We start from the raw sequence: 14,658 nt of genomic DNA, 5'->3' as shown, positions 1-14,658 counted from the left end.
TGAGACTGGCCTGACGCGACATTGGCCGCCGCGGACAGCGATTGCGCAGCATCCGTGGCGCGCTGTAGCCTTTTGATAGCCGTGGTCATTGCGGGAGCGATTCTGGCTCTCGGGCCATGCGCCGGGATTGTGCCATGACGACGCTTGCCGCTGACCGCGAAATCGAAGCCCTGATGGCGCTTCACCCGAAAGGCTTTGACCTTTCGCTCGACCGCATCACGCGGCTTCTGAAGCGGCTGAGCAACCCGCAGGACCTGCTGCCGCCGGTCATCCACATCGCCGGCACCAACGGCAAGGGTTCCTGCGCCGCCTTCTCGCGGGCGCTGCTAGAAGCTTCCGGCCGGCTCGTCCATGTCCACACCTCGCCGCATCTGGTCAGCTGGCACGAGCGCTACAGGCTTGCGGCCGAGGGCGGCGGCAGGCTGGTCGACGATGACATCTTCGCCGAGGCCATTGCCCGCGTCGCAAAGGCCAATGGCGGCCAGAAGATTACCGTCTTCGAGATACTCAGCGCCGTCACCTTCGTCCTGTTTTCGGAACATCCGGCCGATGCCGCCATCATCGAGGTCGGTCTTGGCGGCCGCTTCGATGCCACCAATGTCATCGCACGGCCGGCCGTGTCGGTGATCATGCCGGTGTCGATGGACCATGAGGCCTATCTCGGCGACCGTGTCGAGTTGATCGCCGCCGAAAAGGCCGGCATCATGAAACGCGGCTGCCCGGTGGTCATCGGCGCGCAGGAAAGCGAGACCGCGCTGCAGACGCTGATCGACACCGCGGAGCGGCTGGAATGTCCGACCCTGGTCTATGGCCAGGATTTTCTCGCTTTCGAGGAAAACGGCCGCATGGTCTACCAGGACGATGATGGCCTGATGGATCTGCCGTCACCGCGTCTGCCCGGTCGCCACCAATTTGCGAATGCGGCGGCGGCGATCGCCGCGGTCAAGGCCGCCGGTTTCGAGATCAGCCACCGCGCCGCCGAGAAGGCGATGACCAACGTCGCCTGGCCGGGCCGTATGCAGAAGCTGGTGCAGGGCCGGCTGGCGGAACTTGCGCCGAAGGGCGCCGACATCTGGCTCGACGGCGGCCACAATCCGGGTGCCGGCGTGGTCGTCGCCGAAGCGCTGGCCGAGCAGGAGGAAAAGAACCCGCGCCCACTGTTCCTCATCTCGGGCATGATCAACACCAAGGACCAGAGCGGCTATTTCCGCGCCTTCAAGGGCCTGGTCAAGCATGTCTACACGGTGCCAGTGAGCCAGAGCGACGCCGGCGTGCCAAACGACGAACTTGCCATCCGCGCCACGGAAGCCGGGCTGACGGCCGAACCGGTAAACTCCGTCGCCAGCGCCCTGATGCTGCTGCGCGATACCTGGGACGGCCCGACGCCGCGCATCCTGATCGGGGGGTCGCTTTACCTGGCCGGCGCGGTTCTCGCCGAGAACGGCACGCCGCCAACCTGAGGCGCGACAATTACATCTTACGTGGCTCTCGGCGGCGGGGAAATTCGTCCTACCCGGATTTCACCCGATTCAGAAATCCCACGGTGAGATCAGGTCAAGGCCGGTGGCGCCAAAGTCGTTGAGATTGCGTGTTGCCAGCCGGCCTCCGTTTACGCGCGCGATCGCGGCAATCATTCCGTCGGGAGCCGACATGCCGCGGCCTTGGCGCGCCGCTGCCCCCATGATCTCGCCATAAGCCAAGGCAGCCTCTTCCGTCAGTCCAAAAATCCGGTCGGCAAATCGATGGCGCCATTGGGAAAGGCCCAGCTCCAGCCGATCGGCACGCTCATCAGGTCTTATTTTTTGAATGCCGAAGGCAATTTCGGCAATCGCCACTGTGGGAAGGGCCAGTTCAGCATCATTCCGGACAAGCCACGCCAGGACGGCTGTATCCGGCGCCTTCCTCAGGGTCTCCGAAATCACATTGGTATCGACAAAAATCAAAGCTCAGGCCCTGGATGGACCCGGCGGCCTTCGCGGATAATCTTCTCCAGATCGATATCGGTGCCACTGGTTGACGCAAGTCGAGCATAGAAGGTGGATGGCGGTTCGCGACCCGCTTCACGAATCTCGTAGGACTCAAGCGCACGCTCGACCACATCGGCTATCGAACGATTTTCGCGGCGAGCAAGCCTATGGGCCAGGTCGCGCGCTTTTGCACTGCGGACTGAGAGCTGTGGTTCGGCCATTTCAAACTCCCGTTCGAAAAGGGAAATATATACCGATTATGAAATGCCATCAAGATGGCAGTTGATGGCATGCCATCCTAACAACTACTTCAGCTCGATCTCGATAAAAGCGTACTCGCCCTCGTTGGCGCTGATGACGTCGTGTTCGACGCCCTCCTTGCGGAAGTAGGGGGAACCTTTCTTCATTTCGGCGAAGGTTTCGCCGTCCTTGGTCACCAGCTTCAGCTTGCCGTCCATCAGCGGGACCACGACATAGTCGTGGCGCTGGCGATGCCAGCCGGTATTGTCGCCCGGCCGGAAGCGGTATTCGGTGACGATGACACGCTCATTGTCGATGAAGACTGTGGCCTTGGCGGATCCGGTCATTTCTCTCTCCATGCTTCTGCTGCCAACAGAAGACATGGAGAGCCCCGACGTGAGTGCCAGAGCGGCGCACCGATGGCGCCAACAAAAAGCCCGGCGCAATGGCCGGGCTTGATATCCGAAATTCGGAATGGATCAGGCGAGATTGCCATTGACCCAATGCGACAGCGCGGTCTTGGGCGCGGCGCCAACCTTGATGTCGGCCACTTCGCCGCCTTTGAAGATCATCAGCGTGGGGATCGAGCGCACGCCAAACTGGGCGGCAAGCTCGGGATTCTCGTCGATGTTCAGCTTGGCGATCTTGACCTTGGCGCCGAGTTCAGCGGCGATGTCCTCAAGCGCCGGTGCGATCATCTTGCAGGGGCCGCACCACTCCGCCCAGAAATCAACCACGACCGGTACCTGGGCATTGAGCACATCGGCCTGGAAATTGTTCTTGTCGACCTTGACGGTGGTCATGCGGAAATCCTTTCGAAATCTTTCGCCGCACCAAATGTGGTGGTTGTCGCGCCCTTCTTCAAGCAGTTCTTGTGTCACGCTCCCGTGAGTCGGGCAAGGGCGTCGTCCATGGCCCGAGCCGGCAGTTCGATCAGCCTTGGCGCTTCGGTGAACAGCAGGGACGCCTTGACTTCCCGCCCGGGATAAAGCGGCTGCAGCAGGGCGCGATACAGCGCGAGTTGGAGCAGGTAGGCCGGCGGAACTTCGGCCAGGGAAGCGGGTGCGGGCCTGTTGGTCTTGTAGTCGGCGATCGAAACCGTATCCGCTGTCACCGCCAACCGGTCGATCTTGCCGGAGATGGAGCGGATTTTGCCCTTGACCTCAAGGCTGCCCATGATCGCGACCTCGGCACGTGACGACGGCGCGAACAGTTGACCGAGGCCGGGCTCGGCAAGGATGGCCACGACCGAGGCCAGAGCCTTTTGGCGCTCGGCTTGCGGCCACGCCGCACCCGTTCGCGAGAGGTAACGCTCTGCCGCACTTTGGCGGTCGCTCTCGGCAATGCCGGGCAACATCTGCAGCAGTTTGTGCAGGGCGAGCCCGCGCAGCACGGCAAAACCCGGCTCGGCATCGGCGTCCAGCACCGGCGAGGCCTTGTCGACCACCGCTTCCTTGCCTTCCTCGATCAGCGCCGAGGCGCCCGACGGCGACAATGGGCGCGGCAGGTCCTCGAAAGGCGGCAAGGGCCGGAACAAAGTCGCCGGCAACGGACCGAACGCATCTACCTGCCGCGCCTGCTCGCCCGGGCTTGGCGTAACCGGCGGCAGTTTGGTGACGTGAAAACGGTAGACAGGCTCGCCGCCGGCTGGATGCGGACGCTGTTCGCTTTCGGGCGCGCCGCTCAGTGCTCGGCTGACGATCGAATGCCAGGTGCCGCTGTTCGGCGCCCGCTTGCCGTGATAGCCGCAGACGATCAACCGGTCCTCGGCGCGCGTCATGCCGACATAGAGCAGCCGGCGGTACTCGTCGTCGGCGAGTTCACGGGCGCGAGCGGCGGCCGTTTTCGAAAAGCCGTTGGCGACGTCGCTCGCCGAACGCCAGAGGTAGCCCTTGCCGTCCCAATGCCGGCCCGAGCCGTCGAAAGGCATCAGGCGCGGCAAATGCTGGTCGCTGAACGGGGCGGAACCGCCGTCGACCAGGAACACAACCGGCGCCTCCAGGCCCTTGGCCGCGTGCACGGTCATCACCCTGACCTCGTCACGGGTCTGGTCCATCTCGCGTTTGATCTCGGGGCCGGCGTTTTCCAGCGTCGACAGGAAGGCTTCCAGCCCGGGCAGGCCGGTCCGCTCCTCGGCAAGGCAGAAGCTCAGGAATTCGTCGAGAATATCGCCGGCTTCCGGCCCGAGCCGCGCGATCATCTTGCGGCGCACGCCATCGCGCGCCAGCAGGGCGGCATAGAACTCGAACTCCGGCTTCAAGGCGGCCTCGTCAGCCCAGGCGTCGAGTTGCGCAACGATCGCCGCTAGCGCTTCGCTTTCGCAGGCATGCTGGCGCAGCGATGCCGTCAGCGACACGCCGGGCGGCCTCTGTGCGGCGAGCGTGAAAAGCGTCTCCTCCGGCAGGTCGAAGATCGGGCTGCGCAGGACGGCGGCCAACGACAGGTCGTCCTGCGGCTGGATCAGCAGATGGCCGAGCGCGATCAGGTCCTTGACCGCGATATGTCCGGGCAGGCTCAGCCGGTCGGCGCCGGCAACCGGAATGTCGCGCCGCTTGAGCGCGCGCGTCAGCGCGTGCACAAAGCTGTCGCGCTTGCGCACCAGCACCAGCACGTCGCCCGGCCGCAGCCGCTTGCCACGGCCCTCGATGATTTCGCCCTTGCCGATCCAGCCGGCAATGGTGGCCGCGACATTCTCGGCGACGCGCACCGCCGGTGCATGGGCATGGTCGATGGCTTGCGCCCAGTCGTCGGGCTCGTCGACAGCCTCGGCGCCGATCGATGGCCAGACCTCGACATAGCCCGGCGCATCGGTGCGGATCGCCTTGTGGTTCAGCGGATCGGGGTCGTGGCTGATGCCGCGCCGCACGATTGGATCGGCAAAGATGCGGTCGACGGCGGCCAGCACATCGTCCGTGGAGCGGAACGACCACGTCAGCTTGAGGTCGGCGAAGGACGCCTCGGCGTCGCGCACCCGCCCGGCGAACAACAATCGGCTGTCGGCGAAAGAATCCGGTGCCGCGCCCTGGAAGGAGTAGATCGACTGCTTCTCGTCGCCGACGGCGAAGATCGTGCGGTGGACCCGGTCGCGGGCGCCGAAGCCGGCAAAGAATTCTTCGGCCAGCCGCTTCACCACCTCCCATTGATCCGGGCTGGTGTCCTGCGCTTCGTCGAGCAGGATGTGGTCGATGCCCTGGTCGAGTTTGTACTGCACCCAAGGGCCGGCATCGGGCCGCGCCAAGAGGTTTACCGTGCGGGTGATCAGGTCGTTGAAGTCGAGAAAGCCGCGGCTGCGTTTCAACACTTCGTAGCGCGCGATCAGCCAGTCGGCGATGGTCAGCGCCGCGCATGTGCCTTCCAGCATCCGGAACAGCGCCAGCCGGTCGACGGTCTCCATGATGGCGCTGGCCGCCGAGAGATAGCGCTCGGCGAGATCTGGCAGCCGGTCGGTCAGCGCCTTCTTGAAGGCCTTTGCCGGGTCGTAGGGATCGCCATCGGTCTTGAGGAAGGCTCTTGCCAGCAACTGCAGCCGGCGAACGGGGTCGCTCTCGGCGAAGGCTAGGCGCGTATAAGGCAGGATGTTGTTCAGCGCCGATCTGGCGTCGGTGGCTTCGGCGGCCTGGGCAAAGCCGGCAAAATAGTCCGGCAGGAAGCCGGGCAGCGGCCATACAGATGCCGCTATGCCTTCGGCGGCCTGGCCGGGCTGGAAATGGAATTCATCGAACAAGGGCTGGAAGCCGTCACGCCCGACGGCATCGAGGAAATGGCGCAACCCGTCGCGCTTGCGCACGATTTCACCAAGCAACACGTCGAGACCGGCCTCGCCCCCACGTTCCAGCACAGTGGCGAAGGCCTCGGCCAAATTCCTGTCGCCGGCGGCGGAGATCATCTCGCGCCGCGCGGCGGCAAAAAGCGAGGCCTCCATCTGGCTGTCGAGCATGTCGAAATGGGCGGGAATGTTGGCTTCCAGCGGGAACTGGTGCAGCACGGATTCGCAGAAAGCGTGGATCGTCTGGATCTTCAGCCCGCCAGGCGTTTCCAGGGCCTCGGCGAACAGGCGGCGCGCTCTGCGCATGGTGTCGCGATCGGGCCGGCGTCCCTCCAACGCCTCGACTTTGGACGCCAGGTCGGCGTCACTGAGCGTCGTCCACTCCGACAGCGTCGAAAAAACCCGGTTCGACATGTTGGCGGCCGCGGCGCGCGTATAGGTCAGGCACAATATCTTCGACGGGTCGGTGCCGTTGAGCAGCAGCCGGATGACACGCTGGGCAAGCACATGGGTCTTGCCCGATCCCGCATTGGCCGACACCCAGGCGGAATTGTCGGGATCGGCGGCGCGGGCCTGGCTCGAAGCGGTATCGGTCGGGATCGGATAGCCTTTCTTCATGCCTCCCCTCCCTCATCCCCGGCGTCTCCGCCGGCGGACCATTCGAGCACGCGGGCGAGATGGTCGTAGTCGCCATCGGTTTCGCCTTCGCGAAACGGCAGCGCGCGCGACAGATAGCCGGTCGCCGGGTTGGCATAGTGGATCAGCAGTTTCTCCAGCCGCGCCCAGGCTTCCTCGGCGAGATCGGCCGCGGTGCGTTGTTGGCGGTTGTGTTCGAGTATGGACTCCTCGAAGACCTCGCCATTCGGCTTCAACCTGATGAAGGCCAGTTGCGACGGCTCGCGCGTGCCTAGGTCCTTGAACGCGCCACGCCTGAGCAGCGCGCCCTCCAGCGCCAGCTGAGGCGCCAGCAGCGTATGCGCCTGCGCCTTGGAAGGCGAGGAGCCGGTCTTGTAGTCCAGAATGTCGGCCATGCCGCCGGCCAGCAGATCGACTCGGTCGGCATAGCCGGACAGCGTCACGCCGGACTGGCCGACGACGGTCTTGCCGGCGCGCTCCTCGGCATGCCGCTGGACCACCGCGTCGGCGCGCGTGCGCTCCCATTCGATGATGTTGGCGGCGAGCTTTTCGAAACGCGGCCACCACACCGCCTCGACATCGGCTGGAAGCGCTGCCCCGGCAAAACAGGCGCGGCCTGTGGCGATGAGCCCGGCCAGCGCGTCAGGCGCGCGCGGGTCCGCCACCTCGGACGAGAAGAGATGCAGGATGGCGTGAAAAAGCGTGCCGCGCTCGGCCGCACCCGGATCGCGGATGAGCGGATCGAGCGGCATCAGGCCGAGGACCCTTCGAGCATAGACGGCGTAGGGGTCGCGGCGCAGCGTCTCGATCTCGGTGACGGAGAAATGCGTGGGGCGCACCGATAGCGGCGGCTTCGGCTGCGGCCGCGGCGCGAAATCCCGCTTCGGCCCTGTGTCGAGCGCGCGTGCCCAGGCAAGCAGCTCATCGCCGCGCCGGCGCAGTGCTGCCGCCTGGTCGTTGCCGATGAAGGTGACCAGCCGCTGCAACCAGCGCGACGGCACGGCGGGCGCGTCGCCGGCACGCGCCGAGCGCGCCAGCACCACGTGTCTCGCGCCCATGGCCATCTGGAAATCATGCGCGGCAAGACCGATGCGCCGCTCCGGCGGCTCGAGATCGATGCCGGTCTTCATCAGCCGCGACATGAAGCGGTCACTCTCCGGCTTGCGCGGCCAGACTCCTTCGTTGAGCCCGCCGATGACCAGCGTATCGACATCCTGCAGCCGCGCCTCGAGTGCACCCCAGATGGCGATGTTCCTGTCGGTGCCTTGCGCCGGCTTGACGGTCTCGGGCGCGATCAGCGCCTCCATCACATCGGGCCATTCGCTCGCCGCGAACGACAGCGATGCCGAAGCCGCGACCAACCCGCGCAGCAGTTCGGCGAGCTTTTCGCCGGCGTCACCGGTGTAGAGTTCGCCAAGGCTGCCGTCAGCGGAACGGCCGAGATTCTCCAGGGCGACCACGCTGGCTTCGACCAGCGCGGCAAGGTCGGCTTCCGCCTGGCCGCGAAAGACCGAAAGCGGCGCCAGCGCTTGCTTGAGACGCCCAAGCAAATTCCGCGCGCCTTCGATGGAGCGCACGGTCAGGCGGGCAAACCAGAAGGGCGGTCGGCTATCACCGCCGAGCCCGGTGAGGCGGGCCTCGAAAAGGTCCGGCAGCGAAGCGATGTCGGGGCGGCCGGTGCCGCCGCGCAGCGCCACCAGCTCTACCAGTTCCGCCGCGTGGCGCACATCGGACCTCTCCAGACCAAGGCCGAGTAGTGGATGCTTGAGCAGCGACAACAGGCCGACCGGATCGCCCGGCCGGAACACCGCTTCGAGCGCCAGCCTGAGGAGGCTGGCTGCCGGGGTGTTGGAAAGCGGCGTGCCGCCGGAATCGTCTGCAACGACACCGAAGCGCTTGAGCTCGACGCTGACGCGGCGTGCCAGCGCGCGGTCACCGGTGACGAGTGCCGCTCTCTGGCCGGGGTCTTCGACCGCGCGCTTGAGCGCGACGGCGATGGCGACGGCCTCATCGCGCTCGCTGGCCGCTTCGAGCAGCGTCACGTCGGCGAAGGCGCCGGCAATATCGGACGCCGAAAACCCGTTTCGCGTCTCGGCCCACAATTCGGTGGTCTCGGCCGGCCGCAGCGCCTCGCCGACAAGGGCCGCGCGGAGCCCAAGCTTCGGCTCGGCCGCACCGATCTCCTCGACATCGCCGCGCAGCACGCCGATCTTGCCGATCAGCTTCGCCAGGCCGTATTGCGGATGGCCAAGCACGGCTGGACGCGCGCCGGGTGCGACGAGCGCCTGGAAGGAGGCTTCGTCCAGCATCCGGTCAAGCCCAGGCAGCACGATGGCGCCGCCGGAGAGGTCGGCGATGGTCGCAAGCAGCTCCGCCGTGGCGGGGATGGAGCCGGTGGACCCTGCGGCTATGATCGGCCCGGCGGGCGGATTGCGCCGCAGCCGCGCCGCTTCGGCACGGATCAGGGCGCTGCGATGCGCGGCCGGGTTGGAGCGGTCGCTCTCTTCGAGGAATCTCGGCCAGGCATCGGTGACAATGCCGAGGAATTCGAGCGTCACCTGCCACCATCCGGCAAGGTTCCCGCTCACTAGGCCGGCGAGTTTGGCCCAGTCGGTGCCTTCCGTCTCGATCTCGTCCATCAGCCCGGCCAGATCGCGCGCCAGCCAGATCGCGTCGGCGGTGGAGGCCGGGACGACGATCTCCTCGGCGAAGAGGGCCGCGACATGGGCGGGCAGCCGGCGTTTCCACGCCCGCACCAGCGGCGTCAGCAGTAACAGCCGCTCGGTGGCGGCGATCGGTGGCGCGAGGTCGATTGCCGCGGTTGGCTCGGCATCGAACGCGGCCTCATCCTCGTCGAATTCGCCCAGCGGGCGGATCACCGGCAGGATCGCCGAACCGCCGCCGCCACGCGCCTTCAGGCTGTCGACGAAGACGCCGCGCAAGGCACGTGCGGCGCGGCGCGTCGGCACATAGATGGTGACATCGGCCAGGGCGAGCGGGTCGCCTTCGACACGAAACCCGGGGACAAGACGGCCGTCAAGCAGCGCCTCGGCCAGCGTCGGCAGAAACGGCGCTCCGGAGGGAATGGAGAAAACGCGGCTTGAGCCGCTCATTGCGACCCGATGAGTGCACCGGCCACCGCGTCTTCGGCGAGCGGAATGGCATCGGGCGTGCCGACGGTTATCCAGTGGCCATGCATCGGCATGCCGAACAGGCGGCCGCCGGCAATCGCCTTGTCGAAATAGGTGTTGATCGAATGCGGTTCGGCGGGTGCGTGCTTGAACAGGCGCGGGTGGATAATCGCGGCGCCGGCATAGATCAGGCCGGCAGGATCGCCTTTTGAACGCCGCAGGGCGCCATCCGGCGCCACCAGGAAATCGGTGCTGCCACAGTGTCCCGTCGCCTGGTGGAGATCCGCCAGCATCAGCAGAATATCCATTTTCGCGGCGTCCCATGCAAGGGCAAGCCGCCCGAGATTGAGCGGGCCGTGGTCGATCCAGAATGTATCGGCGTTGAGGATGTAGAACGGCTCCCGGCCGAGCTCCGGCAGCGCCTTGACGATGCCGCCGGCGGAATCGAGCAGCCGATCGCTCTCATCGGAAATGACGATGCGCGGCGCGCGGCGCGCGGCGACATGGGCGACGATCTGTTCGGGAAGATAATGGACATTGACCACCGCCTTGCCGACGCCGGCCGCAGCCAGGCTGTCGAGGCCCCAATCGAGCAGCGTCTTGCCGGCGATCCGGACCAGAGGTTTAGGCATGGTGTCGGTGATCGGCCGCATGCGCTTGCCGAGCCCGGCGGCAAGAACGATGGCGGTCTCCGGTCTTGTTGTCACAGCGCTCGTTCCTCCAGCAGCCCGTGCGCGCTGTAGAAATTCCGCAGGTCGGCGAGCGCGGGATGCGACAGCGCCCGCCTGAGATAGTCGCGGATGCGCGGCAGGTGCTTGAGATAATAGGGTTTGCCGTCGCGTTTTTCGAGACGCACGAAAATGCCCAGAATCTTGGAATTGCGCTGCGCGGCCATGATTGCATAGGCTTCGAGGAAGCCTGCTTCATCGAAGTCGCCCGCTGCATGACGCGCCGCGAGATAGGCATCGAGCGTCCGCTTCTCGATCTCGGGTGCCATGGTGACGCGGGCGTCCATGGCAAGCGAAGCGACGTCATAGGCGGCGGGCCCGATCAGCGCGTCCTGGACGTCGACGATGCCGAGCCGGTCGAGGCCGGACCGTTCGCCGCGCCAGATGATGTTGGGCGAGTGGAAGTCGCGCAGCATCAGCGTGTATTCGCTGCCTTGCAGCCGGTCGAGAAGCGCGTTCCATATCTTGTGGTAGCCGGAACGCAGCGCGTCGCTCGCCGGGCCGCCCGATATCGCCGGCACGTACCAGTCGATCAGCAAGTCCGCTTCGATCAGCATGGCGTCGCGATCGAAGGGCGGCACGTCATGAACGACGCCTGGAGCCGCCTCCATCCGGTGAGGCCAGGCCTTGCCGTGCATCATGGCGAGCAGTTCGGCTGCCGCCTCGTAACGTTCGGCGACCGGCTCGCCATTGCCGTCGAGAAAGCCTTCCGAGCCCAGATGCTCAAGCAGCAGGAAACCCTGGTCGATATCCTGCGCGTCGATCCTGGGCACCGCGACGCCGGCGGCCAGCAGCGCACGGTCGATGGCGACGAAGGCGGACACCGACTGCGCGGTGTGGGCGATCACCGCATAGGGCTTGCCGTCGCGCACGGGAGGGCCGAGCACCAGCCGCGGCGAGTTCATCAGCACGCGCGGCGCCTCGCCGGCAAGCGAGACGATCTCGTAGGAGCGGGCCGAAGCATCGCCGATGAAATGCCGGCGCCGCGCTTCCCCCCATCCGGCGCTCTCCAGGAAGCCGCGCATGGCCAGCGAGCGCGCGACACGGTCGAAGGTCGCGCCTTGCCCCGACAGTCGGGCCAGCCGGCCCTCGCCATGCTGGACGAGTTCGATCAGCACCGTCGTCCTGGGCAGATAGCCGTCAGCCCGTTCCGGCCATTCGATAAGGGCTGCACCTTGCGCCAGCGCTTCCTCGAAGCCCAGTTCGTCCAGCTCGGCCGCCGACGACAGGCGATAGAGGTCGAAATGATGGACCGGGATGCGCGTGTCGTAGCTCTGCACCAGGGTGAAGGTCGGGCTCGGCACTTCGAGACCGGCATCGTCGGCCAGCGTCCGGATGAGCGCTCTTGCCAGCGTCGACTTGCCGGCGCCGAGATCGCCCTTGAGCGCCAGCACGTCCCCCACGCGCAGAGCCAGCGAAAGATCCTCGCCCAGCCGCGCTGTCTGGGTCTCGTCTGCGAGCAAACGCTCCAGCACCGGTTCCGTCATCGAGCGCGCTACTCGGCCGCTGCACGGATACCCGGCATGTCGGGAAAGGTGCAGATGACGGTCGTGCCCTTATCCCTGCCGGTTTCGATGCGAACGGCGCCGCCATGCAGTTCGACAAAGCTCTTGACGATGGACAGGCCGAGGCCAGCGCCGCGCCGGCGGCCGCCATTGGCGCGCGGCTCGAAGCGGCGGAACACCGAATCGAGCACGTCGGGCGGCATGCCGGGCCCGTCGTCGTGAACCGAGAACTCGACTCCGTCCGCTAGCTGGCGGCATGCCAGCCGGATGGTGCTGGCCTCCGGCGCGTAATTGGCGGCGTTGCTCAGCAGATTGTAGAGGATCTGGCGGATGCGGGTTTCGTCGCCATGGAAGGTCTTTGGCGCGGCGGCGGCGTCGACCGCGAGCCGGATCGAATGCTCCTCCAGCCGGTCGGCGACAAGCTCGGCGGCGGCCGCGATGGTGCGGTCGACATGCACTTCGGAAATATCGAGCTGCATGATGCCGGCATCGACCGTCGCCAGGTCGAGTATGTCGTTGACGATGGTCAGCAGCACCGATGAGGACGAGCCGACATGCTCGATATATTCGCGCTGCTTCTGCGTCAGCGGGCCGGTCGCCGGCAGCGACAGCAACTCGGTGAAGCCAATGATGTTGGTCAGCGGCGACCGCAGTTCGTAGGACACATGCTGGACGAATTCGTTCTTGAGCTGGTCTGATTTCTCGAGCGCCTCGTTCCTGTCCTTGAGCGCTCGCTCGATGTGGACGCTGTCGGTGACGTCGACGAAGGTCATCATCACTTGCCCGTTGGGCAGCGGAATCACGGCGTAACGCAGCACGGTGCCGTTGTTGAGCTCGGTCTGGCCGTGGCGGTCGCGGCGCTCGTCGTCGAAGCCGGTGATGGCGGCGACGAAGCCGGGCCAGGGGCTCTCGACCGCTTGCCGATCGGACAGCTCGCGTATGGCCGATACGTGCACATTGGGCTTGGCGGCTTCCGCGTCCAATCCCCACAGCGTGGCAAAGGCCGGGTTCGACAGCCGCAGCCGGCCGTCGGGGCCGAACACCGCGACGCCCTCGGCGAGGTTGTCGAGCGTTTCGCCCTGGACCCGAACCGCGGTGCGGTAGCGGCTTTCGAGATCCATCTTCTCGGTCAGGTTCTCGAACACCCAGGTGACGCCGCCCTTGGGTTGCGGGTTGGCGACGACGCGGATCGTCTTGCCATCCGGCAGGTGCCACCAGTGTTCCTGCGATTCGACCGCACGATAGGCGCTGAGCAGGCCTTCCTTCCAGCGGCGCCACTCCGGCTGTTCGGCGATCTTGCCCTCGCTGCGCAGCCGGTCGAGCAAAAGGGCGTTGTCGGGCGCGCTGTGCAGGAAGCCGCTGTCGAGCCCCCACAGCTTCTGGAAAGCCTGGTTGAAGAAGCGCAGCTTCTCGTCGGTGTCGAAGATGGCGACAGCGGTGTTGAGCTGGTCGAGCGTATCGGCGTGGCTGCGCACGGTCCGCTCATATTCGCCACGGATTGCCTCGATGGCGCTGGTGTCGGAGGCAAGGCCGGCCGAACCGTCGGCGCCGGCAAAGTCGGTCACGGCGAACACGCGGCGGTCGCCTTCGATCACCGTCGAAAGCGACTGCTCGAAGACCGGATGCGATTTGTGCTGCGTGGCGATGGCTTCGCGCGCCTGGCCGCCGAGGAATTCCTTGGCGTCACGCACGGCGGCTTCCGCGCTCTCGGCTTCGACCGCGTCGGCATAGGCCCGGTTGACCCACTTCAGGCGGCCATGCTCGTCACGCAGCCATGCCGGCATCTTCAGCGCCTCGAGCAGCCCGATCATGGTGTCATGATCGGTGGCCAGCCGCTGGTTGTCGATCTTGAGCCGGGCCTGGCTGCGCTGCGTCTCGGAAAGCGAGACAAACCGCACCAGCACATGAGCCGCGCTCTTGCGGCCATGCACTTCCAGTGGAGCGCCGGCCTGGGATTCGATCACCAGGTCGAACGGCCTGCCTTTTTCGCGCAAACCCGCCACGGCATGTTCGAGTGCCGCCGCCGAACGCGGCATCAGCCAGCGGCCAAAGGCGAGGAACGCGGCCCGGTCCTCCGGCGCACCGCTTTCGGTCGGCAATGTGCCGATGAGTTCGGGTTTCTTGTTTTCCGAGGCCCAGACGACGACACGCTGGTCGCGCAGGTTGAGCAGCGCTTCCGAACGCCGCAACGCCGCGCTGACATCGGCGACGCGGCTTCTCAGCTCGACATTCTCCGCCGAGGTACGCGCCCGTTCGCGGATGAGAACGATGGCCGACAGGAATGCCGTACCCGTCACGCCGACGAACACCGCCAGCTGTACGACCTCGATGGTGCTGATCGAAAGACTGGCCACGGCGGCGCCGGCGGTCTGGGCATGCGCGACCGCGCCGGCCAAGGGGCAGGCGAGAGCGGAGCCGGCAAGAAACAATCCCGCACGGGCGCGCCATGAAAGGCGCTCGCCTCGCGGGGCGGAGCCCATGGTCCTCGACTCGTCATGGCCGCCGGAAACGGCCTTTCCCGCCTGAAGCGGGTTATCCCCCGGCATGTCTTGGTCCTCTTCGCCGCCTGAATGCAAGACCGCCCTGATGCGTACGCCGGTCCTCGTCCCCGGACCCGCGAATCACAACATAGCGCCTGCCGGAATCGGCGTGAAGAATCATTCGGCGCAAAAATAAAGCCGGGCG

10 protein-coding genes are annotated in these 14,658 nt (G+C 66.0%); 1 reads left to right on the top strand and 9 read right to left on the bottom strand.

Annotated features, from left to right (window positions below; all coding sequences use genetic code 11):
* The first annotated feature begins 134 nt into the window (after positions 1–134).
* Entirely contained in the window at positions 135–1,460 is a 1,326-nt protein-coding gene (locus O7A60_RS00940) for a bifunctional folylpolyglutamate synthase/dihydrofolate synthase (RefSeq protein WP_337104613.1), read from the top strand.
* 69 nt (positions 1,461–1,529) lie between these two features.
* Here O7A60_RS00940 and O7A60_RS00935 read toward each other — a convergent pair whose 3' ends face one another.
* The 9 genes from O7A60_RS00935 to O7A60_RS00895 form a co-directional block, all read right to left on the bottom strand.
* Positions 1,530–1,943 carry a type II toxin-antitoxin system VapC family toxin gene (locus tag O7A60_RS00935; RefSeq protein ID WP_337104612.1) on the bottom strand — a complete coding sequence of 138 codons (414 nt, stop codon included), beginning with the start codon at positions 1,941–1,943 and terminating at the stop codon, positions 1,530–1,532.
* Positions 1,940–2,188, bottom strand: coding sequence for a type II toxin-antitoxin system VapB family antitoxin (locus tag O7A60_RS00930; protein ID WP_337104610.1), 249 nt, complete (start codon positions 2,186–2,188; stop codon positions 1,940–1,942). The genes O7A60_RS00935 and O7A60_RS00930 overlap by 4 nt, the downstream gene beginning before the upstream one ends.
* An 84-nt stretch (positions 2,189–2,272) precedes the next feature.
* The gene (locus tag O7A60_RS00925) at positions 2,273–2,554 is read right to left on the bottom strand and encodes a cupin domain-containing protein (protein ID WP_337104609.1); all 282 of its coding nucleotides are present in this window, start codon (positions 2,552–2,554) and stop codon (positions 2,273–2,275) included.
* A 132-nt stretch (positions 2,555–2,686) separates the two neighbouring features.
* Positions 2,687–3,010, bottom strand: coding sequence for a thioredoxin (trxA, locus tag O7A60_RS00920; protein WP_027143880.1), 324 nt, complete (start codon positions 3,008–3,010; stop codon positions 2,687–2,689).
* 74 nt (positions 3,011–3,084) lie between these two features.
* Positions 3,085–6,591: a double-strand break repair helicase AddA gene (gene addA, locus O7A60_RS00915; RefSeq protein ID WP_337104608.1), complete on the bottom strand. Its 3,507-nt coding sequence runs from the start codon at positions 6,589–6,591 to the stop codon at positions 3,085–3,087.
* Positions 6,588–9,722: a double-strand break repair protein AddB gene (gene addB, locus O7A60_RS00910; protein WP_337104607.1), complete on the bottom strand. Its 3,135-nt coding sequence runs from the start codon at positions 9,720–9,722 to the stop codon at positions 6,588–6,590. Before addB ends, addA begins: the two co-directional genes overlap by 4 nt.
* Positions 9,719–10,447: a nucleotidyltransferase family protein gene (locus tag O7A60_RS00905; protein ID WP_337104606.1), complete on the bottom strand. Its 729-nt coding sequence runs from the start codon at positions 10,445–10,447 to the stop codon at positions 9,719–9,721. Before O7A60_RS00905 ends, addB begins: the two co-directional genes overlap by 4 nt.
* Complete coding sequence (gene tsaE / locus O7A60_RS00900) at positions 10,444–11,955, bottom strand: tRNA (adenosine(37)-N6)-threonylcarbamoyltransferase complex ATPase subunit type 1 TsaE (protein ID WP_337104605.1); 1,512 nt, start codon at positions 11,953–11,955, stop codon at positions 10,444–10,446. Before tsaE ends, O7A60_RS00905 begins: the two co-directional genes overlap by 4 nt.
* Before the next feature lie 8 nt (positions 11,956–11,963).
* A complete protein-coding gene (locus tag O7A60_RS00895; protein ID WP_337104604.1) occupies positions 11,964–14,519 on the bottom strand; it encodes a sensor histidine kinase in 2,556 nt (851 codons plus the stop codon).
* Positions 14,520–14,658 lie beyond the last annotated feature (139 nt).

It is taken from the genome of Mesorhizobium salmacidum (SeqCode), assembly GCF_037179605.1.
GTDB lineage: Bacteria > Pseudomonadota > Alphaproteobacteria > Rhizobiales > Rhizobiaceae > Mesorhizobium > Mesorhizobium salmacidum.
The sequence above is the reverse complement of the archived record's forward strand: the minus strand, read 5'-3'. Positions and strand labels throughout refer to the sequence as shown.

What these genes read in the sequence shown, in the direction of transcription:
- O7A60_RS00925 (WP_337104609.1), bottom strand. Translation starts at nt 2,554, where the DNA reads ATGACCGGATCCGCCAAGGCCACAGTCTTCATCGACAATGAGCGTGTC.
- O7A60_RS00940 (WP_337104613.1), top strand. Translation starts at nt 135, where the DNA reads ATGACGACGCTTGCCGCTGACCGCGAAATCGAAGCCCTGATGGCGCTT.
- O7A60_RS00930 (WP_337104610.1), bottom strand. Translation starts at nt 2,188, where the DNA reads ATGGCCGAACCACAGCTCTCAGTCCGCAGTGCAAAAGCGCGCGACCTG.
- O7A60_RS00895 (WP_337104604.1), bottom strand. Translation starts at nt 14,519, where the DNA reads ATGCCGGGGGATAACCCGCTTCAGGCGGGAAAGGCCGTTTCCGGCGGC.
- addB (WP_337104607.1), bottom strand. Translation starts at nt 9,722, where the DNA reads ATGAGCGGCTCAAGCCGCGTTTTCTCCATTCCCTCCGGAGCGCCGTTT.
- tsaE (WP_337104605.1), bottom strand. Translation starts at nt 11,955, where the DNA reads ATGACGGAACCGGTGCTGGAGCGTTTGCTCGCAGACGAGACCCAGACA.
- addA (WP_337104608.1), bottom strand. Translation starts at nt 6,591, where the DNA reads ATGAAGAAAGGCTATCCGATCCCGACCGATACCGCTTCGAGCCAGGCC.
- trxA (WP_027143880.1), bottom strand. Translation starts at nt 3,010, where the DNA reads ATGACCACCGTCAAGGTCGACAAGAACAATTTCCAGGCCGATGTGCTC.